This window comes from Herbaspirillum sp. Her3 (assembly GCF_057961275.1).
Genome location: NZ_CM176328.1, coordinates 1,838,145 through 1,859,117 on the forward strand (window position 1 = coordinate 1,838,145; position 20,973 = coordinate 1,859,117).

26 protein-coding genes are annotated in these 20,973 nt (G+C 61.2%); 8 read left to right on the forward strand and 18 right to left on the reverse strand.

Features of this window, described 5'->3' with window-relative positions; translation table 11 throughout:
* Window positions 1–53 precede the first annotated feature (53 nt).
* Window positions 54–434, forward strand: coding sequence for a RidA family protein (locus tag ACVC5H_RS08390; RefSeq protein ID WP_489621879.1), 381 nt, complete (start codon window positions 54–56; stop codon window positions 432–434).
* A 240-nt stretch (window positions 435–674) separates the two neighbouring features.
* On the opposite strand, the gene ACVC5H_RS08395 is transcribed toward ACVC5H_RS08390, so the two are convergent.
* Both ACVC5H_RS08395 and ACVC5H_RS08400 read right to left on the reverse strand, forming a co-directional pair.
* The gene (locus ACVC5H_RS08395; RefSeq protein ID WP_489621880.1) at window positions 675–824 is read right to left on the reverse strand and encodes a glyoxalase superfamily protein; all 150 of its coding nucleotides are present in this window, start codon (window positions 822–824) and stop codon (window positions 675–677) included.
* 246 nt (window positions 825–1,070) lie between these two features.
* On the reverse strand, window positions 1,071–1,265 hold the full coding sequence (locus ACVC5H_RS08400; RefSeq protein WP_489621881.1) for a gamma-glutamylcyclotransferase family protein: 195 nt from the start codon (window positions 1,263–1,265) through the stop codon (window positions 1,071–1,073).
* A gap of 79 nt (window positions 1,266–1,344) precedes the next feature.
* On the opposite strand from ACVC5H_RS08400, the gene ACVC5H_RS08405 reads away from it, so the two are divergent.
* Window positions 1,345–2,571: an IS256 family transposase gene (locus tag ACVC5H_RS08405; protein ID WP_209585377.1), complete on the forward strand. Its 1,227-nt coding sequence runs from the start codon at window positions 1,345–1,347 to the stop codon at window positions 2,569–2,571.
* Window positions 2,572–2,801: 230 nt separating this feature from the next.
* On the opposite strand, the gene ACVC5H_RS08410 is transcribed toward ACVC5H_RS08405, so the two are convergent.
* Entirely contained in the window at window positions 2,802–3,368 is a 567-nt protein-coding gene (locus ACVC5H_RS08410) for a TetR/AcrR family transcriptional regulator (RefSeq protein WP_489621882.1), read from the reverse strand.
* A gap of 108 nt (window positions 3,369–3,476) precedes the next feature.
* Between ACVC5H_RS08410 and ACVC5H_RS08415 the strand changes: the two genes are divergently transcribed.
* On the forward strand, window positions 3,477–4,505 hold the full coding sequence (locus tag ACVC5H_RS08415; RefSeq protein WP_489621883.1) for an NADP-dependent oxidoreductase: 1,029 nt from the start codon (window positions 3,477–3,479) through the stop codon (window positions 4,503–4,505).
* Window positions 4,506–4,510: 5 nt separating this feature from the next.
* Window positions 4,511–4,858 (forward strand): nuclear transport factor 2 family protein, encoded by a 348-nt coding sequence (locus tag ACVC5H_RS08420; RefSeq protein WP_489621884.1) that lies wholly within the window; start codon window positions 4,511–4,513, stop codon window positions 4,856–4,858.
* 45 nt (window positions 4,859–4,903) lie between these two features.
* On the opposite strand, the gene ACVC5H_RS08425 is transcribed toward ACVC5H_RS08420, so the two are convergent.
* From ACVC5H_RS08425 to ACVC5H_RS08435, 3 genes are all read right to left on the reverse strand, one after another.
* Window positions 4,904–5,338 (reverse strand): DoxX family protein, encoded by a 435-nt coding sequence (locus ACVC5H_RS08425; protein WP_489621885.1) that lies wholly within the window; start codon window positions 5,336–5,338, stop codon window positions 4,904–4,906.
* A gap of 158 nt (window positions 5,339–5,496) precedes the next feature.
* Window positions 5,497–5,922, reverse strand: a complete 426-nt coding sequence (locus ACVC5H_RS08430; RefSeq protein WP_489621886.1) for a winged helix-turn-helix transcriptional regulator — start codon at window positions 5,920–5,922, stop codon at window positions 5,497–5,499.
* A 72-nt stretch (window positions 5,923–5,994) separates the two neighbouring features.
* Window positions 5,995–6,894 (reverse strand): LysR substrate-binding domain-containing protein, encoded by a 900-nt coding sequence (locus tag ACVC5H_RS08435; protein ID WP_489622670.1) that lies wholly within the window; start codon window positions 6,892–6,894, stop codon window positions 5,995–5,997.
* Window positions 6,895–7,011: 117 nt separating this feature from the next.
* Between ACVC5H_RS08435 and ACVC5H_RS08440 the strand changes: the two genes are divergently transcribed.
* On the forward strand, window positions 7,012–7,887 hold the full coding sequence (locus ACVC5H_RS08440) for an aldo/keto reductase family oxidoreductase (protein WP_489621887.1): 876 nt from the start codon (window positions 7,012–7,014) through the stop codon (window positions 7,885–7,887).
* Between the two features lie 92 nt (window positions 7,888–7,979).
* On the opposite strand, the gene ACVC5H_RS08445 is transcribed toward ACVC5H_RS08440, so the two are convergent.
* Window positions 7,980–9,167, reverse strand: a complete 1,188-nt coding sequence (locus tag ACVC5H_RS08445; RefSeq protein ID WP_489621888.1) for an MFS transporter — start codon at window positions 9,165–9,167, stop codon at window positions 7,980–7,982.
* Complete coding sequence (locus ACVC5H_RS08450; protein WP_489621889.1) at window positions 9,164–9,529, reverse strand: RidA family protein; 366 nt, start codon at window positions 9,527–9,529, stop codon at window positions 9,164–9,166. Before ACVC5H_RS08450 ends, ACVC5H_RS08445 begins: the two co-directional genes overlap by 4 nt.
* A gap of 107 nt (window positions 9,530–9,636) precedes the next feature.
* Here ACVC5H_RS08450 and ACVC5H_RS08455 point away from each other — a divergent pair, with 107 nt between their 5' ends.
* On the forward strand, window positions 9,637–10,464 hold the full coding sequence (locus ACVC5H_RS08455; protein WP_489621890.1) for a TrmB family transcriptional regulator: 828 nt from the start codon (window positions 9,637–9,639) through the stop codon (window positions 10,462–10,464).
* 63 nt (window positions 10,465–10,527) lie between these two features.
* Here the strand turns inward: ACVC5H_RS08455 and ACVC5H_RS08460 are convergent, their stop codons facing one another.
* Genes ACVC5H_RS08460 through ACVC5H_RS08490 form a run of 7 tightly spaced genes read right to left on the reverse strand, consistent with a single transcriptional unit; the run spans window position 10,528 to window position 15,479 of the window.
* The gene (locus ACVC5H_RS08460) at window positions 10,528–11,184 is read right to left on the reverse strand and encodes a DUF1989 domain-containing protein (protein ID WP_489621891.1); all 657 of its coding nucleotides are present in this window, start codon (window positions 11,182–11,184) and stop codon (window positions 10,528–10,530) included.
* Window positions 11,181–11,996, reverse strand: a complete 816-nt coding sequence (locus tag ACVC5H_RS08465; RefSeq protein WP_489621892.1) for an amino acid ABC transporter ATP-binding protein — start codon at window positions 11,994–11,996, stop codon at window positions 11,181–11,183. Before ACVC5H_RS08465 ends, ACVC5H_RS08460 begins: the two co-directional genes overlap by 4 nt.
* Before the next feature lie 6 nt (window positions 11,997–12,002).
* Complete coding sequence (locus ACVC5H_RS08470; protein ID WP_489621893.1) at window positions 12,003–12,677, reverse strand: amino acid ABC transporter permease; 675 nt, start codon at window positions 12,675–12,677, stop codon at window positions 12,003–12,005.
* Between the two features lies 1 nt (window position 12,678).
* On the reverse strand, window positions 12,679–13,341 hold the full coding sequence (locus ACVC5H_RS08475) for an amino acid ABC transporter permease (RefSeq protein WP_489621894.1): 663 nt from the start codon (window positions 13,339–13,341) through the stop codon (window positions 12,679–12,681).
* A 16-nt stretch (window positions 13,342–13,357) separates the two neighbouring features.
* Window positions 13,358–13,993, reverse strand: a complete 636-nt coding sequence (locus ACVC5H_RS08480) for an urea carboxylase-associated family protein (protein ID WP_489621895.1) — start codon at window positions 13,991–13,993, stop codon at window positions 13,358–13,360.
* 5 nt (window positions 13,994–13,998) lie between these two features.
* Entirely contained in the window at window positions 13,999–14,634 is a 636-nt protein-coding gene (locus tag ACVC5H_RS08485) for a DUF1989 domain-containing protein (protein WP_489621896.1), read from the reverse strand.
* A gap of 11 nt (window positions 14,635–14,645) precedes the next feature.
* Window positions 14,646–15,479, reverse strand: coding sequence for a transporter substrate-binding domain-containing protein (locus tag ACVC5H_RS08490; protein ID WP_489621897.1), 834 nt, complete (start codon window positions 15,477–15,479; stop codon window positions 14,646–14,648).
* A 135-nt stretch (window positions 15,480–15,614) separates the two neighbouring features.
* On the opposite strand from ACVC5H_RS08490, the gene ACVC5H_RS08495 reads away from it, so the two are divergent.
* On the forward strand, window positions 15,615–16,646 hold the full coding sequence (locus tag ACVC5H_RS08495) for a MurR/RpiR family transcriptional regulator (protein ID WP_489621898.1): 1,032 nt from the start codon (window positions 15,615–15,617) through the stop codon (window positions 16,644–16,646).
* Between the two features lie 62 nt (window positions 16,647–16,708).
* On the opposite strand, the gene ACVC5H_RS08500 is transcribed toward ACVC5H_RS08495, so the two are convergent.
* The 3 genes from ACVC5H_RS08500 to ACVC5H_RS08510 all read right to left on the reverse strand — a co-directional run bounded on the left by ACVC5H_RS08500 (window position 16,709) and on the right by ACVC5H_RS08510 (window position 19,952).
* Window positions 16,709–17,959, reverse strand: a complete 1,251-nt coding sequence (locus ACVC5H_RS08500) for an MFS transporter (RefSeq protein ID WP_489621899.1) — start codon at window positions 17,957–17,959, stop codon at window positions 16,709–16,711.
* A 95-nt stretch (window positions 17,960–18,054) separates the two neighbouring features.
* Window positions 18,055–18,909 (reverse strand): putative hydro-lyase, encoded by an 855-nt coding sequence (locus ACVC5H_RS08505; protein WP_489621900.1) that lies wholly within the window; start codon window positions 18,907–18,909, stop codon window positions 18,055–18,057.
* Window positions 18,910–19,046: 137 nt separating this feature from the next.
* Window positions 19,047–19,952, reverse strand: coding sequence for a LysR family transcriptional regulator (locus tag ACVC5H_RS08510; protein WP_489621901.1), 906 nt, complete (start codon window positions 19,950–19,952; stop codon window positions 19,047–19,049).
* 271 nt (window positions 19,953–20,223) lie between these two features.
* Here ACVC5H_RS08510 and ACVC5H_RS08515 point away from each other — a divergent pair, with 271 nt between their 5' ends.
* The gene (locus tag ACVC5H_RS08515) at window positions 20,224–20,943 is read left to right on the forward strand and encodes a FadR/GntR family transcriptional regulator (RefSeq protein ID WP_489621902.1); all 720 of its coding nucleotides are present in this window, start codon (window positions 20,224–20,226) and stop codon (window positions 20,941–20,943) included.
* Window positions 20,944–20,973: the final 30 nt, after the last annotated feature.

Below are 20,973 nucleotides of genomic sequence, written 5' to 3' on the forward strand. Positions count from 1 at the left end.
GCGTGTTGTCACTGCGTGTGCGCTTTGCCATTCATCACTCACCTGGAGCAACAATGATCGAACGCATCATGGCACCCGGCTCGTTCTGGGATGCCCCTTTCTCGCATGCCTGCCGCGCCGGCAATTTCCTTTTCGTGACCGGCCAGATGCCGATCGACCCTGAAACGGGACAGTATGTCGACGCCGAGATCGTCACGCAAAGCCGTCGCGTCATGGACAACCTGGCGATGGTGCTGGCGCACGCAGGGATGTCCTTTGCGGATGTCGTCTCGGCCAGGGCATTCCTCACGAACATGGATGATTACGACAAGTTCAACGCCACCTATGTGGAATACGTCAAGGCGGGATTGCCTAGCCGCACGACCGTGGGCGTGACCGGTCTTGCCGGCGGCGCGCTTGTCGAAATCGATCTGGTGGCGTACAAGGAGCCCTGACGGGGCCGGGTACACAAGCAGCAGCGCCAGACTGGCCGCGCCCTCGTGGCAGACAGGGCAGGGTGGTTGCCGTTGGGAGCATGCGGCGGCGCTGGTGACCGATTGCGGAGCTTGTTGATTCCGTCCAGAAAATGCCACGATCTGGCGTTCTATGGAACGGTGGATAGCGGCGCAGTCAGTCGCCCCTTCAGGGGCCGTACAAATTCCGCCGGCCTTGGAAAGACGGGCCGGTAGCGGTCGTCAATTGCTCTGTGCGTCAGTAGTGAAGACGATCCGATTCCCAAATGGGGCGAGAAGCGACATGTCTCGGCTTCCCCACGGAGTTGCCTGGATCTCCGGGAAATATCCTGAATATGGCCGGCTTTCCAGTTCTTTTCTGCAGTGCTCCATGTAGTGCAGGTTCTCAGTTGTTTCAGCTGCTGGCCGATACCGGAAATCTCAACTCAAAGAAATAAGGGGTAGCCGATGTGGAATCGGGTTATGCATACGGCGAATCATCCGGCGGAGTTGATGGGCGTGGGGGCGGGATTTGTCCGTTATCTACCCTTCAGAATTAGCTGAAAAGACTGAGCGTCTTATTATCTGAAGATCACTCCAGGTGCAGAAGGTCGCGCAACCACTTTGCTTGAACACAGATCACCGTGCATCAATATAAACCCACGCGGTTCTACCTGAAGCCAAGGGAGCAGCTATACGTTTGTAGTCAGCAACTTCATATTTGTCTGCATTGGCAAGCTCCTCATCAGTAACCTCAAAGGCTGTACCAGGAACTCGGTCTTCAGAATTATTAGATAATTTAACGATAGGGTGGTGTGTTTTTCCGCTTGTCATTACCACATCAGGGGGGCCTGTACATAATTTTGTGTAAACGGACTATTGGCAGGAAACTGTCGCCTTGTCCGGAGCCACAATGAGTAAAAAGAAACACGACGTACCCGAAGAATTACTGGCTGGATTGCTAGCCAATTACAAGAATCCCGAAGATTTAATAGGTGAAGAAGGCCTGTTGAAGCATCTCACCAAGCTGGTGGTGGAACGAGCCCTGGAAGCCGAGCTGAGCGAGCACCTGGGCCATGAGAAGCACGGGAGCGTAGCCAATGAGTCGGGCAACACCCGAAACGGCAAGAGTCGCAAGACGCTAAAGGGCGAATTCGGCGAGTTGCCAATTGAAGTTCCTCGAGACCGTCATGGCAGCTTCGAACCGAAGCTGGTAACCAAGCATCAGACGCGCTGGGCCGGCTTCGACGACAAGATTATTTCGCTGTATGCCCGTGGCATGACAGTAAGAGAGATTCAGGCGCACCTGGAAGAGATGTATGGAACCGAGGTGTCACCCAGCCTGATTTCATCGGTCACTGACGCCGTTGTCGATGAAGTCAAAGCCTGGCAAGCTAGGCCATTGAATCCAATTTATCCCATCGTTTATCTCGACTGTATCCATGTCAAAGTGCGTGAAGGAACGGTGCGAGTAAAAGCCGTCTACCTAGCCATCGGCATCACCATGGACGGTGAGAAGGAGGTGTTGGGACTGTGGCTAGCGCAAACGGAAGGCGCCAAGTTCTGGCTGCAGGTTGTCACTGAGCTGCGTAATCGCGGCGTGCAAGATATCTTCATCGCTTGCGTTGACGGCTTGAAGGGCTTCCCGGATGCCATCGAAGCTGTGTTCCCGAAGACCACGGTGCAGCTGTGTATCGTCCACATGGTCCGGCACAGCTTGAATTACGTCTCATGGAAACGACGTCCGGAGGTGGCGGCTGACCTACGATTGATTTACCAGTCGGCAACCGCCGAAGAAGCCGAACTCCGACTCGGTGAATTCGAAGAGAAATGGGATGCAGAGTATCTGCCTATCGGCCAATCCTGGCGGCGCAACTGGCCCCGTCTGATTCCGTTCTTCGACTTCCCACCAGAGATTCGAAAGGTCATCTATACGACCAATGCCATCGAGTCGGTCAACATGAGTTTGCGCAAGCTGACTAAGAACCGGGGCTCGTTCCCCAGCGATGAGGCGCTGATTAAACTCTTCTTCCTGGCCCTGCGCAACATCAGTAAAAAGTGGACGCTGCCCATCCGAGATTGGAAAGCTGCACTGACTCGGTTTACTATCCAGTTCGGTGAACGTATCTCTATGAATTAAACGAAATCCCGTTTACACAAAAAATCGGACACGCCCCGAACTCACAGCACTAGGAATGACGCTGTTGGGGCCAGTAATGTCGCTGGTCGAGTGGGCCGAAACCAATAGGCTCGCCATATCAGAGGCACGCACACACTTTGATTCAAAGTCCGAATAATGATTCTGGTCCTTGGCCACCTTCAGTCAGGCCAATGCCTGACTGCCAAACGGTCATCCCTGGCCACACCAGCTTAACTACGCGTAACTTTTTTCGCGTGACCAAGCACTGCCTCCGAAATAATGCCAAAGATCCGATCTGCCCGTGACGCATGCGAAGGCTGCTCCCGAAGCCATGCCAGCGCAGCGATCAGATCGAACAACTCCGCCCCGTCAAGGTCAGCGCGCGCTTTGCCATCTGCCTGTGCGCGCCGCAGGAGCGCCGCGCCTGCGGCGCGCAAGGTGACGCACGATGCGTGCAACGCCGACTCATGATCTTCAATGGCGCTCACCATCGGTGCGATGACACCGCGATGCTCGTGCGTAAATGCAATGATTTCCTGTAGCCATTCCATCAGCGCGGCGGCGGAATCGTCGGCTGCCTGCAGCTCATCCGCCCTGGCTGCCAGGGACTCAAAACTTGAGCGCAGCAGTGCTTCCAGCAAAGCTTCACGAGTCGGGAAATGGCGATAGAGGGTGCCCAGCCCCACCTCGGCCCTACGCGCGATATCCCTTAATGAAGCTTCATTTCCCTCTTCGGCAAATACGGTCCTGGCAACATTGAGCAGGTGGTCATAGTTCTTTTTTGCGTCCGCGCGCATACGGCTCCTTGACAATCGGATCGGTGCTCCGTATATTCGGAGCGGTGCTCCATATAATCGGAACACCGTTCCGTTCAAGATAACCGATTTTCCCCAAAGGAGAAAGCCATGTTGCCAGCAACGATGAAAGCCGTTCAGCAGTACGTGTTCGGCGGCCCCGACGTCCTGCGTTATGAAGATGCCCCTGTCCCCGAATTGCAAGCCGGGGAGGTGTTGGTCCGCGTGCACGCGGTTGGGCTCAATCCACCGGACTGGTATTTGCGGGACGGCTACAAGATGCTGCCGCCAGAATGGCAGCCCGAGGTCAGCTTCCCGGTGATCCTTGGCACCGATATCTCGGGCGTAGTCGAGGCGGTGGCCGATGACGTCAAGAACTTCGCTGTCGGCGACGAAGTTTACTCAATGGTCAGATTCCCAACCGGTCTGGCCGGGGGCAGCCGGGCGTATGCGCAATACGTCAGCGTTCCCGCGACTGAACTCGCGCGCAAGCCCAAGAGCATCACCCATGCACAGGCTGCTGCCGCCCCGATGTCGCTGCTTACCGCATGGCAGTTCATGATTGAACAGGGGCACAATGTGCAGAACCCGCTCCAGCCGCACAGGCATGAACCGGTGCCGCTGGAGAACAAGACCGTGGTTGTCAATGGCGCGGCTGGCGGCGTGGGGCATTTCGCGCTGCAGCTGGCGAAATGGAAGGGCGCCCGCGTCATTGCGATCGGATCGGGCGGGCACGAGGCATTCCTGCGCAGCCTGGGCGCAGATGAGTTCATCGATTACACGAAGACGGCCGCTGAGCAAGTGCTGCGTGACGTCGATCTCGTCATCGACGCCGTAGGCGGGCCCGCCTCGGGGCGGTTCTTGCCGACCCTCAAGCGCGGCGGTGCGCTGTTCCCGATATTCCCGCTGGGTTTTTCCGGCGCGGAAGAAGCCGAAAGACTGGGTGTCATCGTCTCGACCACACAAGTTCGCTCAAGCGGTGCACAACTCGAACAGCTGGCGAGCCTGCTCGACAGTGGTGTAATCCGCGTGGCCATTGACAGCGCGTTTGCTTTGCAAGACGCGAACAAGGCGCATGAGCGGGCAGCGCAGGGCCACATCCGAGGGAAGATCGTTCTGTCCGTCATCGAGCAGGGATGAGGTCAATGAGCTCACTCAAAGAAGCCATCGAGGATTTGTTCAATAACACCGCGCTCACCACCGAGCAGGCAATGGCGCTGCATTTCACCCCATCGTTCCGTCAACGCGTCAACGGAACCTGGATTGATCATGCGGGTTTTCTTGCCGCTGTCGCGTCCCTTAAAGCATTGGTGGATCAGCTCAGGGTCACGGTGCTCGACGAACTCTCGGACGGCAGCCGTTATGCAGAGCGGCATATCATTGACCTGTTAAAACGAGATGGCGGACAGATGCGTCAGGAGGTGTATGTGTTTGCGCATCGCAGTGAAGATGGACGGTTCACCCAAATCGAAGAGACTACGCTCGCGCTCTGATCGTGATGAACCGAAGGGCGTCTCAGGCGACCTGGAAGATTCTGATTACGCAGCGCGTTCACTTATCGGAATCTTCTTCCAACGGCCCCATAAGATAAACAGGGTGCCCGCTATCAGCACAACATTGACGGGCAGTACGGAAAATTCCGCACGGGATGAGTGGAAAAGGATGGCGCATAGTTGCAAGGCGATGCAGCCCACTGCAGCCAGTACCGTCAAGCCTGGCTTGATTCTGGTCAATGACGGCAACAGGATGCCCAGACCGCCGAGCAAGTCGATCACACCCAATAACCTGACCATGGAAGGCGCCAGGTCTCCGGTCCAGGGCCACATGCCAGCCAATTGAGGTATGGGCATGGCGAGCTTCATTATTCCACCGAGACAAAAAGCGATCGCGATAAAGGCCTGGGCTGTCCAGAGCCCCCAAACAAGATTGCGTTTGCGGGCTTGAGCCTGAACTGCAACGGTTCGCACTTCCATAAAATTGACGTCCCTGGTTTGTACCACTTGCGAAAGAAAACACGGCCGATGCGTTGAGGTGATCGCAAAGCCACATTGAGCAAGGCCGATTCTAGAGATCGCTGGAAAATGCACAAGAAGGCACAGCGATGATACCGCTCAGATGCCCATCATCCTGATCAGCGGACGCGACCTGAGAGACGATGAATTCTGGTTTTCTCCTGAGCCTCGCTTTCCGCGTTCTTTGCAAGATCGAAGGCAATGCGCGATTGAACAATTCCCTCACGGTGCTCGCGTCCCCACCGGGCGAGCAGGATCAGAGGCTCCAGCAAGGTCGTTCCGCGATCGCTCAATACATACTCGGCGGTTGGCGGCAAAGTTTTTGTTTGTCTGCGAACAACCAGTCCGTCCCGCTCCAGCCCTCGCAATGTCAATGTCAGCATTCTCTGCGTGATGCCTTCTATGGACCGTCGCATCTCATTGAAACGCTGGGGACCTCCCGCCAGGATGCCTATGACCAGGATCGTCCATCTGTCACCGATTCGAGAAAGCACCTCGCTGAGTGCCCGGCAATCTTCCGGATCATGGTCATGTTCGCGCAACATATGAACCTTCAACATAAAAGGAGTTGACCTTGCTGCATGCAAGCAGCCAGGTTTGCACACAACTTTGATTGGCTACCAGCGCATGGACTTGGCGAAGTCCACGAAGGCGCGCAATGGCGCCGGCAGGTAACGGCGACCAGGATAGTACAGCAACGGGCCGGTGAAGCTGGGCCACCAGGGCTTCAACAATGGCTCCAGTTCACCGCGGTCGATATAAGGCTGCAGCCACTCCTCGAACAGGTAAATGACTCCCGCGCCCGCGACCGCCGAATCAACTGCCAGGTCAGCAGCGGCGCCAAGATTGACGATCAGCGGCCCGTTGGTTTCCACCGTCAATGATTTTCCTCTGTGCGTGAAGTACCAGGGCGGCATGGCGCCACTGGAAAAGCGTCCACGCAGGCAAATATGCCCGCGCAGATCGTTCGGGTGCCTTGGCCTGCCGTGTTGTGCGAGATAGCCGGGTGACGCCGCCAGCGCCATGCGCTGACGCCGCGGACCGATAGGGATCGCCACCATGTCCTGGTCCATGCTCTCTTCATAGCGGATGCCGGCGTCACAGCCTGACTGCAGCAAGTCCACGAATCGATCTTCCACGATGACCTCCAGGCAGATTTCGGGATACTCGGCGAGGAATTGCGGAACGATGCGCGGCAATACCAATTTGGAGGCCGCCAATGGAACATTCAGTCGCAGGCGTCCAGCGGGACGGTCACGAAAGCCGTTGACCACATCCAGCGCCGATTCAACGGCGCTCAGGGCCGGTGTCAGGTGTTCCAGCAAGCGTTGTCCAGCATCGGTTGTCGCCACACTGCGTGTGGTGCGATTGAGCAGTCGCACGCCGAGACGCGACTCCAGCCGGCGTACAGCCTCGCTCAGTTGAGAGGCGCTGGTACCGGTGATACGTGCGGCACCGCGAAAGCCGCCGTGCGTGGCGACGGCCATGAAGGCGCCAATGTCTTGTAAATCAGCCATTGCAATTGGATTGTCCGGAATTTGGCACATGCTGTCTTATTGTGCGGGATTGTCGCACAAGGTTCGAGCTCCTACACTGCACTCAAGTTACGCATGTCCGCAACCAGGGAGAAAAGAATGAACCAAGCTCAACAAGCCGGCCGCTACCTGCTCGGCGATCTCGACGTCACGCGCATGGGGTATGGCGCCATGCAACTGGCGGGTCCCCATGTATTTGGTCCTCCCAAGGATCGGCAACAGGCCATCGCGGTGCTGCGCTCGGCAGTGGAGATGGGCGTCAACCACATCGACACCAGCGATTTCTACGGTCCGCACATCACCAACCAGATCATTCGCGAGGCGCTGCATCCTTATCGCGACGAGCTGGTGATCGTGACCAAGATTGGCGCCCGTCGTGGGGACGATGCCTCATGGCAGAAGGCCATGTCTGCCACCGAACTGGAATCGGCCGTGCACGACAATTTGCGCAATCTGGGCCTGGAGGTACTGGATGTGGTGAACCTGCGCCTGATGTTTGATGTGGCCGGACCGGCGGAGGGGGATCTGGAAGAACCTCTGAGCGTACTGGCGGAGTTGCAGCAAAAGGGTCTCGTGCGGCATATCGGCCTGAGCAACGCGACGGCCAGACAGATCGCCCAGGCACGGACGATGACCGATATCGTCTGCGTACAAAACCAGTACAACCTTGCTCACCGGGGCGACGATGCGCTGGTGGAGCAGCTGTCGAAAGAAGGGATTGCCTACGTGCCGTTCTTTCCGCTCGGCGGTTTTTCTCCCCTGCAATCGAAGACGCTTGAGCAGGTGGCTGCCGACTGCGGGGCCACTCCATTGCAAACGGCGCTGGCTTGGCTGTTACAACGTTCTCCCAATATTCTGCTGATTCCAGGTACCTCTTCGCTTGGTCATCTGCAGCAGAACATCGCGGCCGCCGCCTTGAAGTTGTCGGACGAAGCGATAGCAGCACTGGACAGTATCGGCGCATCTGCCAGCTGAGCAGTTGATGATGTTCCGCGCGGCGCTCCCCGCCGCGCGATGTCTGTCGGCACTCGGGTCATCTTCAGGCAGTACGCAAGATGCGCCGCAATTTACCGAGCAGAAGAAGTCATCGCAAACGCACTGACGATTGCCGCCGCCGCAGCCGCAGTCGCCGCCAACAAGCAGATCATCCCCCAACCGCTGCCCATCGCGATGGTTCCGGCCAACGCCGTCCCCATGGCGCCAGCCCCGTAATAGAAGAACAGGTATGCCGAGTTCAGCACACCGGCCCGCGCCGGATCGATAGCGACGACGCCAGCCTGATTGGCCACTTGCGCGGTGAAACAGCCCGCATCGAACAGCGCCAGCGCAACCAGGGTGGCGGGTGCATGATCCAGCGCGAGCGAAAGGGCAGCCGCCGCCAGAGTGGCGCAAACCAGACCCCAGACGATCACGCGGCGATTGCCGAAGCGGTCAGCCAGTCCTCCGGCAATACGCGTCATGGCAAGGCCCATCAGTCCGGCCAGGCTGTACAGCCCGATGCTGGCGGCATCCAGTTGGTAGGGCGGGGCCGCCAGACGCACGGCAAGACCGACCCAGACCAGGTTGAAGGAAAAGAACCACAGCATCCCGGCGCAAATGCGAAGGCGCAGCTCCTTCGATTGCCGTACCAGGGAGGGCAGGGCGCACAAGGTCGAAAAGTATCCTGTCTGCGCTGACGGACGCTGCGTTGGCAGCAGCGGCAGAACGCAGAGCCCGCAGACGGCGGTCAAGGCGGCCAATACCAGCAGCGCTCCCCGCCATCCACACCATTGCGTCAGCAGCCCGCCCACGAACCGGCTCAGCAGTATCCCTGCAGAGATGCCGGCGGAGATCGTCGCCATGCTCAGGGCGCGGCGTCGCGCATCGGCAAGTTTGCCGACGATGGCGCTGGTTTGCGCGGCAACCGTGGTGGCCGCGCCGATCAGAACGAAACATCCGATGAGTACTTGCGGGCTTGCTGCCCAGGCAGCCAGTGCCAGCGAACAGGCAAGGACAAAGATTTGTCCCGGGATCAAGGCGCGGGGACTCAGCCTGTCCACCAGGGGGACCAGCAGCACCAGGCCGATCAGATATCCGATGATGGCACCGGATATCACTGCGGTCATGGGCGCTACTGTCACCCCAAAATCAGCGGCGATGGCCGAGAGCGCCGGTTGCATCGCGTAATTGTTGGCAATGGCACTTCCCGCTGCGACCGAGAGCATGGCGAGCGCACGGCCGGTCAGCCGGCCGTGCTGTGCGCTCCTCGCTTTCATTTCCCGGCTCGGACGGCGATGGCTTCCACCTCTACCAGAATCGCTTCATCGACGAACGGCAATGCATGCACCAGCGAAAACGCCGGCCGGATATCGCCATAGACCTCGCCGTGCGCACGGGCTGCGTCCTGCCAGTGCGCAAAGTCCGCAACCACCAGCCGGCTCTGCGCCACATCGGATAACTGGAAACCATTGTCGGTGAGCACTTTCTCCAGGGTGGCGAGCGCGTCCCGAGTCTGTGTGTAGGCATCCGGGCCCTGTCCGGCCGTGCCGGAAATGAAGATCGTATCGTTCACGACCACCGCCCGCGAGTAACCGACCTTGGACTCCCAGGGTGAGCCGGTGCTGATAAGTTGGCGCATGTGCTTTATCCTTTCATTGAGGTTATAACTACTTGAGTAGTAGTTAGTTGAATCGTATACTACTGAAGTAGTTAGTCAATCCCTCCGTACAGAAAATTGAGCCCCGCATGACCGCAGAAAATGAATTGATCGCTTCCATGACGCGACTGGGTTTTACCCAGTACGAGGCGCAGGCCTACACCGCCCTGGTGGGCCAGGCCGCATTGACGGGGGCCGAAGTGAGCCGCAGGGCATCGATGCCGCCGTCAAAGGTGTACGAAACCCTGGCCCGGTTGGAGACGCGTGGCGCGGTACTGGTCAACCGGTCCGAGCCCGTGCGTTACAGCGCCGTGCCGCATGCGGCCCTGCTGGCCGAACTGCGCTCCCGTTTCGACGCCGACCTTGAGGCGGCGGCGTCGGCCCTGGACCAGCTTCCGGTGGAAGAGGAAGCCGGACTGGTCTGGTCGCTCAGCGGCAGGAAAGCGATTGTGCAGGCTTTTGCGCGTTCGATTTCCAGTGCGCAACGCAGTGTGTTTGCGGGGATCTGGGACGAGGAGCTTGACGAACTGGGGCCGCTGCTGGAAGCGGCCAGCGCACGCGGAGTGGACACGCACGTTGCCATCTATGGAAACAAGACGCTGCGCGGTCCCCACACCTATGACCTGGCCGAATGCGGAGCCAGCGCCAGGCTGCGCCTTTCCGGCCGCCGCCTGGCCGTGGTGGTGGCCGACGATGCCACTGCCGTAGTTGCGGAGTTCGGTGATGTGACGGCCGATCAGGCGACACTGACCACCAATCCCGTCATCGCGCTGCTGGCCGTGGAGTACATCAAGGCCGATGTCAGCGGTCGCCTGATGATCGATGCGATGCCTGCCGCGGCCTACAAGAAGTTGCTGGCAACGCGGGCGATGCGGGCCATGCTCAAGCCTGTTGCGCCGGGGGGCGCGCAGTCTTGAGCGTGTGGTTCGTGGGGACCCTGCCTGAACCGGTTCTTGCGGGGGCGCCTGAGCTTGGGATGGTCAAGGCTGCGGCACCCAGGTGTGGGTTCCCGGCAGGTCGGAATGGAATTGCTCCAGGACCAGGATCTCGACCGGCTTAGGCGTATTGTCGTCTTGCCCCTGGATCTTCACGATGTCCTGGGGACAGGCCGAGAACGCGACAAAGCAATCCATCTCGGCACGCAGCGTGATGTAGTCGCCAGGTTTGGTGACCGTGGGCAGCGTCTTGAGCGTGATGCCGTCCGGCTGGACACGGATGTTCATGAAGATGTTGAACGAGGCCAAGTTGGGCCGGGGCGGTGTCACGCCCAGCTCGAACATGCCTTCAAACATGTTGTCGCAGCAATTGCGGTGGTAATGCTTTACCCCCAGCAACTCATAGCGCCGGCGGTCGCAGGCGGCCATGAAGGTGTCGTGCACGCCAGGCGTGGCGTCTTCCACCACGGTGAGGATGGGGTGGCGCTGGTTGGTCACGAAGCTGTCGCCGACGATGGGGTTCAGGCGCTGGTTCCATACGCGCGTGGTTTCCATGCACATGTACTCGGCCAGATCATAGGCATTCCATGCCCAGCAGTCGACCACCTGGGTACCGTGGGTATTGATTACGCGCACGGCTTGTCCGGCCTTGAGGCGAACGGCTTTGCCATGGCCGGCGGGGACGATGAGAGAGAGCGTCATGAGGTAGTAGAAGGTAGATTGAAGCGTTGAAGGAACTGGCGCAAACGCGCCGACGAAGGGTGGTCGATCACCTGGGACGGCGGTCCCATTTCAATGATCTTGCCGCCGTCCATGAACACCACCAGGTCAGCCACCTCGCGCGCGAACGCGATTTCGTGCGTGACGACGATCATGGTGGTCTGCGCCGCCGCCAGGCCGCGCATCACGGCCAGCACTTCGCCGACCAGCTCGGGATCGAGCGCCGAGGTCGGCTCATCGAACAGGATCACCTCCGGTGCCATGGCCAGAACCCGTGCAATGCCCACGCGCTGCTGCTGGCCGCCGGACAGCGCGGCGGGAAAGGCCATGTGCTTGCCGGCCAGTCCGACCATGCGCAGCGCCTCGGCGGCCAGCTCGCTGGCTTGCAGGCGCGGCATGCCCTTGACCGAAATCAGGCCTTCCATCACGTTGTCGATGACGCTCAGGTGCGGCCACAGGTTGAAGCTCTGGAACACCATACCGATACGGCTGCGCTGCGCACGGATGTCACCTCCGCGACGCGGTATCGGCTGGCCTTGCGATCCTTCCCTGAGGCCGATGCGTTCATCGCCCATCCAGACCTCGCCGGCATCAGGCGGCGCCAGCCAGTTCAGGCAGCGCAACAGCGTCGACTTCCCTGAGCCCGAAGGGCCGAGGATGCAGACGACCTTGCCACGTTCGACATCAAGGTCGACATCATCGAGGATGCGCTGGGCGCCGAAGGACTTGACGATGCCGCGTGCGCGCAGTGCATGGACAGGGGGCGGGCCCGGATCGGATTCTGCTGGGTTCATGGCGGATTAACGAGTTGAGGAGTGGCCGTGGACCACGGCGATACGCTGTTCCCAGCGGCGTGTGAGGGCGTGCAGCAAGGCAGTGGCAGCCCAGTAGACCAGCGCCACCATGCCGTAGACTTCCAGTGGGGCGTAGGTCTCGGAGACCACGCTCTTGGCCGCAAACATGAACTCATGCACCGAGATCACCGACAGCAATGCGCAATCCTTGAACAGGCCGATCATCAGTCCGGTCATGGTCGGCAGCAGCAAGGGCAGCGCCTGGGGCGCGACGATCCTGCGTGCGATGGCAAGCGGTGACATGCCGATGGCCACGGCAGCTTCCACACTGCCTTTGGGCACGGCGTCGATAGCCGCACGGATAACCTGCGCGATATAGGGCGCGTAGTAGATCGCCAGCGTCAGCACTCCCACCACCGGTGCCGGTAGCAGCAGGCCGGCATCCGGCAGGACGTAGAAGCTCACATAGAGCAGCACCAGCAAGGGCAGCGCCAGCGTAACGGCGATATAGGCGTCGATCAGCATGGCCAGCGTACGCGAGGCGACGCGGCGCCCGGCTACCAGCGCCACGCCAAGAAATCCTGCCAGCATGGCACTGCATACGCACAGCCAGAGCGTGCCGAGCAGTCCGTCGAGCAAGGCCGGCGCATGTTCGGCCAGGATGCCGGGTTGGAAGGCCATGTCAGCGTTCTCCCCTGACGGTGCCCGGCGCCCTGGCCAGACGCTTGCCCAGGGCCAGCACCGGCAGTACCACGGCCAGATAGCCTATGCTGACCATCAGCATGACCTGGGAAGAGGTATAGGTACGCGCAATGACCATCTGCCCTGCATAGGTCAGTTCTGTTACCGCAACAACCGAGGCCAGCGGCGTGGTCTTGAGAAGAATCGTGAATTCGTTGACGAGCGCCGCCGTGCTGGACTTGAGCACCTGCGGCATCACGATGCGGGTGGCGATGCGCCACGGCGCCATGCCCAGAGCGGTGGCCGCCTCGATCTGCCCAGGTGTGACGACGCGCAGGTTGCCGCGCAGGATTTCGGCGGTGTAGGCGCCGCTGTTGAGGCCCAGCGTCAGAGCCGCCGCCAGCAGGGGGCGCCCGCCCAATCCCAGCAGCGGCAGCGAGAAGAACACCAGGAACAGCTGCACCAGCGCAGGCGTGCCGCGCATGAAGCTGATGTACAGGCGTGCCAGCCAGCGTAGGGGGGCCAGCGGTGCCATTTGCATTGCCAGGGCGAGGTGGCCCCACACCAGGCTGCCAATGGCGCCCAGTACGGTGAGCGCGACGGTCATCATCCAGCCCTCGGTCAGTGCGGGAAGGCTCTGGATCACCTGGGGGCTCAGCCACATACGGGGTCTCCCTCGGTCACAGGTCGTCAAGCTCTTCGGCCACTGCCACTTCCAGTGCGCCCGGCGTGTCGTTGCCGGGAATGCCGGTACAGCAGGCAGAGATCACGAATACCATGTCGGCCACTACGCGGCAGGCGATGAAGTCGCCCGCGCGGGTGCGGTTCGGCAAGGCGGTGATGCGCCCGCTCTGATCCAGATCGACGTGCATGAACAGGTTGATCGGGTCGGGTAGCTTGGGCGGCGCCAGGCCTTGCTCGCGCAGCACTGCCGTGACCGACTCGACACAGCCGGTCTGGCCGGGATAGCCGTTGGCGGCCAGCCAGGCGGTGGTCGAGGCTGGCATCAGCAGGTCGTGCGTGCCGATGCTGTCCTTGCCCAGTACCATGAGCGCGCGGCGCTGGTTGCTCACGATACGCATGCCGGCCTGCAACACATAGGAATTGCTGAACACGCGCGTGTGATGCACCGACATGAAGATATCAGGACGGGCGCGGTCAAAAGCGAACAGCATGGCGGTAGCACCGGCATCCTTGGCTTCGATACGCAGGATCTGGCCGGCCTTGACGTCGATGGCGCGGCTTTCGCCGGGCGCCACGCCGAGGCGTTGCGGTGGCAGGGAGGAACGGGCGGGAGTCTCTTTGAGCAGCAACATGACGGTCAGTCGGTGGATGCCGCCGCACGCTGGTGCGGCTCGGTATCGTGAATGGAAATGGCGATGTCGGTCACGCGCAGGCCGTTGCCGGGAATGATGTCCTGCGGACAGGAGGAAACTGCGCACACCAGATCCTCCAATACCTCGAAGGTGATGTAATCGCCCGGCTTGCTGGTGGGGTCGGTGACCTGCATGCGGCGGTCGGCCGTGACCGGCCCGTTCTGGAACAGGTTGAACGGCTCGGGCACGTCGAATTTCGACAGGCCGTGCAAGGCCAGCCCCTCATGCATGTTGTCCAGGCAATTGCGATGGCCGGCGACGTTGAAGTCGACGGTAAAGCGAGTGTCGTCGCAGGCCGGGACGTTGGCATCATGTACGCCGACCGTGTCGGCCACCACGCGCAGCAGTGGGCGATCCAGCGAGGAATACAAGTGGTCGCCGACGTCGAAGAAGATTGACCCGAGCTTGCGGCGGGTATGGGTCGGCGACAGCTTCTCGCTCTTGTCGCCGGCCATGACGGCCACGAAGTCAGCCGCCTGCTGGCCTTCGACGTCGATGATCGTCAGGAACTGGCCGGCCTTCACCTCGAAGGTCCGGCCATGACCGGCTTGCACGGTCAGTTGATGGGTGGGCTTGCACATACGCATCTATCTCATTTGGCAGGGATGAAGTCGGCATCCGGTGTGGCGAAGGTCACGCCCAGGTATTGCTGCTGCAGCTTGGCCAGTTCGCCGCTCTTCTTCATGGCGATGATCTGGTCGCTGACGGCCTTGTTCAGGCGGACGTCTTCCGGACGGGTGGCCAACGCAATCCACTGCACGGGGCCCAGTTCGCCGGTCATCTTCATCTTGCCGGGGTTCTGCTTGATGACATCGGCCAGTACGGTCAGGTCGTCAAAAACGAAGTCGGCGCGGCGGGTCATCAGCGCGGCGACGGTCTGGTCCACGCTGTCGACGCTGAGCAGGGTGATCGGCGCCAGGCCCTTTGATTTGAGGGTCTCGTTGAACTGCTTGAGGATGCCCTCCGGGGCGCTGCCCGTCTTGACCGCACCGGTCAGGCCGGCCAGCGATTCGGGCGTCGGCTTTGACGGGATTTTGGTGTAGTCGCCGCGCACCAGTGCACCGTTGACGGTCTTGCCGGTTGGTACCACATAGGCGATGCGCTTGGCGCGTTCGGCGGTCACGTTCAGCGCCGAGCCTTCCATGTCGAAGGAGCCCGACAGCAGGCCCGGGATGATGCCGCTGAAGGCCATGCGCTGGTACTCGATCTTCACGCCCAGGCTCTTGGCCACCGCTGCCAGGATGGCCGGATCGTAGCCGACGATGGCGTTGGAAGCATCGGTGTACTCGTAGGGCGCGAAGGTCGGATCGATCGCGACGATCATCTTGCCGCGGCTCTTGATGTCATCGAGGGTATCGGCATGTGCGGCGGCGCTGCAGAACAACAGGGTGCAAAGCAGGAAACGGGAGAATCGTTGAGCGAGCATGGCGGACTCCGGAAGGTTGGTGAACGATGAAAGGGGCAAGACAGATCGTGTAATGCATGTTTCATGCCACGTATTTGAGAAACTATTGTTTCTTGATGGGGAGGGGCTGAAACAATGAATTCACATAGGTGTTTCATGAAATATTTGTTTCAGCAGTGCTGCTGCGGCGTACAATGCCCTTCGTTCCATTCCAGCGCGCCGCTGCACAAAACCGGGGAACTGCACCGCGCGGGAATGATTCTTGCACCATTGCGTTTCATCCAAGAACAGGTCCGCAGCACGAACATGGCCATCCATCCGACCAAGAAAAGCAAGGCTTCCGCCTCCATCGAAAGCCGCATCGCCGAACTCTACGACCAGCTATCGGAAATCGACTTGCGCCTGGCTGACATCATCCTCAGCGCACCGGGCCAGTTGGCCATGCAGACGGCGACCGAACTTGCGGAAAGCGCGCAGGTGTCCAAGGCGACGGCGACGCGTTTTTTCCAGAAACTCGGCTATGCGTCCTACGATGATGCACGGGAAAGTGCGCGCGCCGCGCTGGTGGGCGGCTCGCCTCTGTATCTGCAGAAAAGGGAGGGAAAGGATGCGGGGAGCGGGTTGGGCGCGTCCATCGAGGCCCACTTGAACCATGAGGTAACCAATCTTGCCAGTACCTATCGTTCGCTGGATCAGCAGGTGCTCAGCGAAGCGGTCAACAGCATTGCCCATGCGCATCGGGTGGCGATCATCGGCTATCGCCACAGCCATACGATTGCCCAGATGATCCGGCGCGAGTTGATCCAGGTACGCAGCAACGTACTGGTGCTGCCGGCGCCTGGCGATACCCTGGCCGAATACCTGGGCGACCTGGGGGAACGGGACATGGCGATCGTGATCGGCTTGCGGCGCCGGGTGCCGGCCGTCTCGCTGGCGATGGAAGCGCTATCGGAGGCAGGCGTGAAGACGCTGTACGTGTCCGACGTGATCGCCGGAAAGCCAGCCCGGCGCGCTGACTGGGTGATCCGCTGCCACACCGATGGCATGATGCTGTTTGACAGCGTGGTGGCCGTTTCTGCGATGGTCAACCTGATCTGCTCGCTGGTGGCGGAACGATTGCGCGAAAGAGGCAATGGTCACTTGCAGCGTGTCGAGGTGCTGCATCAGAAGATGAGAGAACTGGAGTAAGCCATTGACGCGATCCACGTCCGCACCCCGACTGAAATGGGACGTGGATCGCTACCGCTCAATCACGAAGCTGCCGCTACCGCTGCTGCCTCCAGCTCCTTGCCGCGCGTCTCCGGCAAGATCAGGCAAGCCACGATCACCAGCCCATAACACCCCGCCGCAATCCAGCCGATGGTCTGCCCCAGCGGCAAGCTGTTGCTGAGATAGCCCACCAGCGCCGGGCAGATCGCCCCGACGGCGCGGCCGAAGTTGTAGCAGAAGCCCTGGCCCGAGCCGCGGACGTCGCTGGGGAAGAGTTCCGACAGGTAAGCCCCCATCCCCGAGAAGATCCCGGAGAGGAAGAACCCCAGCACAAAGCCCAGCGCCAGCATCCAGGCATCGGTGACGATGAGCTGCGTATAGCTCAGTACCAGCACGATGCCCATCGCCGCAAACAGCATGAAGCAGCGGCGTCGGCCGATGGTATCGGAGAGCCAGGCCGAAGTCAGATAGCCACAGAAGGAACCGCCGATCAGCACCAGCAGGTAAGTACTGGTGCCCAGCACCGACAGATGGCGCTCGGTCTTCAGGAAGGTCGGCAGCCAGGTGGTCACCGAGTAATACGCGCCTTGCATGCCAGTGGCCAGCAGGCTCGCCAGCAGCGTGGTGCGCAACAGGTCGGGATGGAAGATGCGCAGGAAATTGCCGCGCTGGCCGCTTTCGCGCAACCGTGCCCGGGTCGCCAGATACACCTCGGGCTCGCTGATGGCGCGGCGGATGTAGAGCGTCAGCAGGGCCGGCAGTACGCCGATCCAGAACAGGATTTTCCACGCCGTCTCCGGTGGCAGCACGGCATAGACGCCCCAGAAGGCCAGCGCGGAAGCCGCCCAGCCCACCGCCCAGCTGCTCTGCACCAGGCCTGATGCCTTGCCGCGATGGCGTGCCGAGATGGTCTCGGCGATCAGCACCGAGCCGACCGCCCATTCGCCGCCCATGCCGAAGCCCTGCATGGCGCGGGTAAAGAACAGCTCGCCGAAGGAAGTGGTGAAGCCCGAGAGGAAAGTGAACAGCGCAAACCACAGCACCGTCCATTGCAGTACCCGCACCCGGCCATAGCGGTCGGCCAGCACGCCGGCCGCCCAGCCGCCGATGGCCGAGGTCAGCAGGGCGCCGGTGGCGATGTAGCCGGCTTCGGCCTTGCTCATGCTCCACGCGGCCAGCAGCGTGGGGATGAGGAAGGTATAGATCATGTAATCAAAACCATCCACCGCATAGCCGGTGAAGGTCGCCGTGAGCGTACGTCGCTCGGATGACGTTGTTTCTTGCAGCCACATGATGATCCCCGTAATGTATGTAAATCACTGACGTGCGGCATCACACGGCCAGCGTAGAGCGCGGCCGGTGACGGAAAACGGTAGGTCGTACTGCTCTACGTCTGCGCGTCGAGCAGCAATTCGCTGTTGAGCTTGTCGGTCACCAGCATGTAGCCGGGCGCATGGGTGATGCAGAATTCGGGCCGGGCGGCGACGATGGCGGCCTGGGGCGTGACACCGCAGGCCCAGAACACCGGCAGTTCATCGGCGCGGATGTCCACGGCTTCGCCATAGTCGGGCTGGCCGATATCGCTGATACCGATCAGGGCCGGGTCGCCGATGTGGATCGGTGCACCATGCACCTGCGGCGTGCGGGCGGTGATCTGGATGGCGCGGATGGCGTCGGCGGCCTTGAGCGGGCGCATCGAGACCACCGTCGGCCCCTGGAACACGCCCACGGGCTGAGTCGCAATGTTGGTACGGTACATGGCCACGTTGCGGCCTTCGCTGACGTGGCGCAGCGCAATGCCGGCCGCCAGCAGGGCATGCTCGAAGGAGAAGGAACAGCCCAGCGCAAAGGTAACCAGATCATCGCGCCACACGGCGCGCAGGTCATTCACCTCGGCCACGCGCTGGCCATGTCGCCAGAGGTGGTAGCGCGGTACGTCGCTGCGCACGTCCAGATCGAGACCCAGCGCGGGCAGGGCCGGGGAACCGGGTTCGGAAACGGCCAGCAAGGGACAGGGCACGGGATTGCGTTCGCAGAAGGCGAGAAAATCTTGCGCCAGTGCCGCTGGCAGAATCGCCAGGTTGACCTGCACGTGGGCGCTGGCTACGCCGCTGGTGTGGCCCGTGAAGGCGCCGCTGCGGGCGGCCAGGCGCACTTCCAGCGCAGTCGAGGCAGCTGACAGCGCAGGCGCGGCGGCGGGATGGCAGGGCGTATCGGACAAGGCAGCGGCTGTCTCTGGCATGGCGGTCTCCTGATGGAATGGAGCCGATGTTAGGAGCGTGCCGGGAGGGCGTCCAACAAAAAATTTATATCTTTTGTTATCGATTTATTCGATGAGGACAGTGGAAAAATCACTATAGCGATTTTCGTGCCAAGGGTTCATTTTTGTGCGGCATGGCTTTTTGCTTGTGTGCGCCGTGCATGGTCCAGCGCCGAATCGAGCACCAGCTCGGCCAGGCTGGAACTGGGGTCTTCGCGGTAGCTGGCATGGATCTGCAAGGCGGGGAGGGTGGCCTCGCAGCGCAGGATGCGCAGCGGCAGGCGGCGCGTGAGTTGGCGCACCGAGGCGCGCGGCAGGGTGGCGACACCGAAGCCGCCTTCCACCAGCTGCACCATGGCGGAGATGGAAGAGATGGCGTGCACGCGTGGATTGACCACGCCCCATTCCTGGCACAGTTGCAGCAATCCCTGGTGCGGCTGCGAGCCGCGCTGGAAGGTGATGAGATCGTGGGCGGCCAGTTCTTCCAGCGTGTGGGAACGCGTGCCGAAGCGTTCGCGGTGGCCGACGAAGACCATCTCCATCGGCGTCATCAGGCGCGAGCGCACGGCGGTGTCGCTGCCGACCGTGGAGGTGAAGACCAGGTCCTGGGCACCGCGCCGGATCTGTTCGGTCAGCACCGGCGAAGTTTCGACGGTGAGTTCCAGAGCGAAGTCGGGATAGCGGCTGCGGATTTCCTGCAGCCAGGCGGGCAGCCAGCTGTGCACCACCGATTCGATGCTGCCGATGCGCAGCGCCAGCGGGCCTGCAGGGTTGCCGCCCAGTTCCTGGCGGATCTGGCGCTGCATGTCGAGCAGTTTGACGGCCAGGCGCTGGAAGCGCTGGCCGGCCACGGTGAGGCGGAACTGTTTTTCGCGGCGGTCCAGCAGCACCACGCCCAGCTCTTCCTCCAGCGAGGCGATGCGGCTGGACATGGTGGATTGCGTGATGTGGAGCTTTTCGGCGGCGCGGGTGATGCTCTTGAGCGAGGCGGCCCAGTGGAAGGCTTCGACGAATCGCAGGTTCATGAGTGCTTGGCGAAGAGGTTGGCGGCTTGGCGGGATGCGTGTCGTAGCCTACCAGATGCCAGGGCCTGTTCATGTGGATCAGAGTACAGGCTGCAAGCTATTTCTTGCGCACCGCACCAAAATTCCCGCCGCTTGACACAATCCTCCCCGATACCTATCCTCACCCCCCATTGGTCTGACCCTTCACTGCCCGCAGATGCCGGGCTGGCGGGCCAGAGCGGCGATGCCGATACGGCAGCGATTCACCCCTACAGGCAGGTATCCAGAGAGCATGTCCTTCGACCCCATCGTCCAGAAATCCATTTCCGAACAGGTTGCCCAGCGGCTGCTGACCATGATCCGCAGCGGCTTGTTGAAACCTGACCAGCAACTGCCGCCCGAGCGCGAGCTCGCGGCCATGCTGGGGGTGGGCCGTCCTGCGGTGCGCGAGGCCATTCGCGGACTGGCGCTCCTGGGCCTGCTGCGTATCCGCCAGGGTGAGGGCACCTTCGTCAGTTCGCTGGAAACGCGCGAACTGCTGGAGCCGCTGGAGATGATCATCGATCTCAATCCCGGCACGCTGGAAGCCCTGTTCGATGCCCGCCTCATCATCGAGACCGGCGTGGCCGCGCTGGCCGCGACCCACATGGAAGACGCCGAACTGGCGCGCCTGGCCCGCAACGTCGAGGACGAGGCGCGGCTGCTGTCGGATCCGGCGGCGTTTTCGGCGGCCGACGTGGAATTCCACGAGGCCATCATCGAGGCCTGCGACAATCCCTTCCTGCAAAGCATCGCCGGCAGCCTCTACATGCTGGGCAAGAAGAGCCGCTCCATCACCTCGCGCATTCCCTCCACGCTGGAACGCAGCCTGCAGGATCACCGCGATATCCTCGCCGCACTCAAGGCGCGCGATCCGCAGAAGGCGTCCGAAGCCATGCGCCACCACCTGCTGCGCGTGCGCGATGCCTATCGCAGTGCCGGGCGCAGCCAGGACGAATCCGTCCACGATTGACTTTTCTGGCATGGCTCTTGCGGCAGCAAG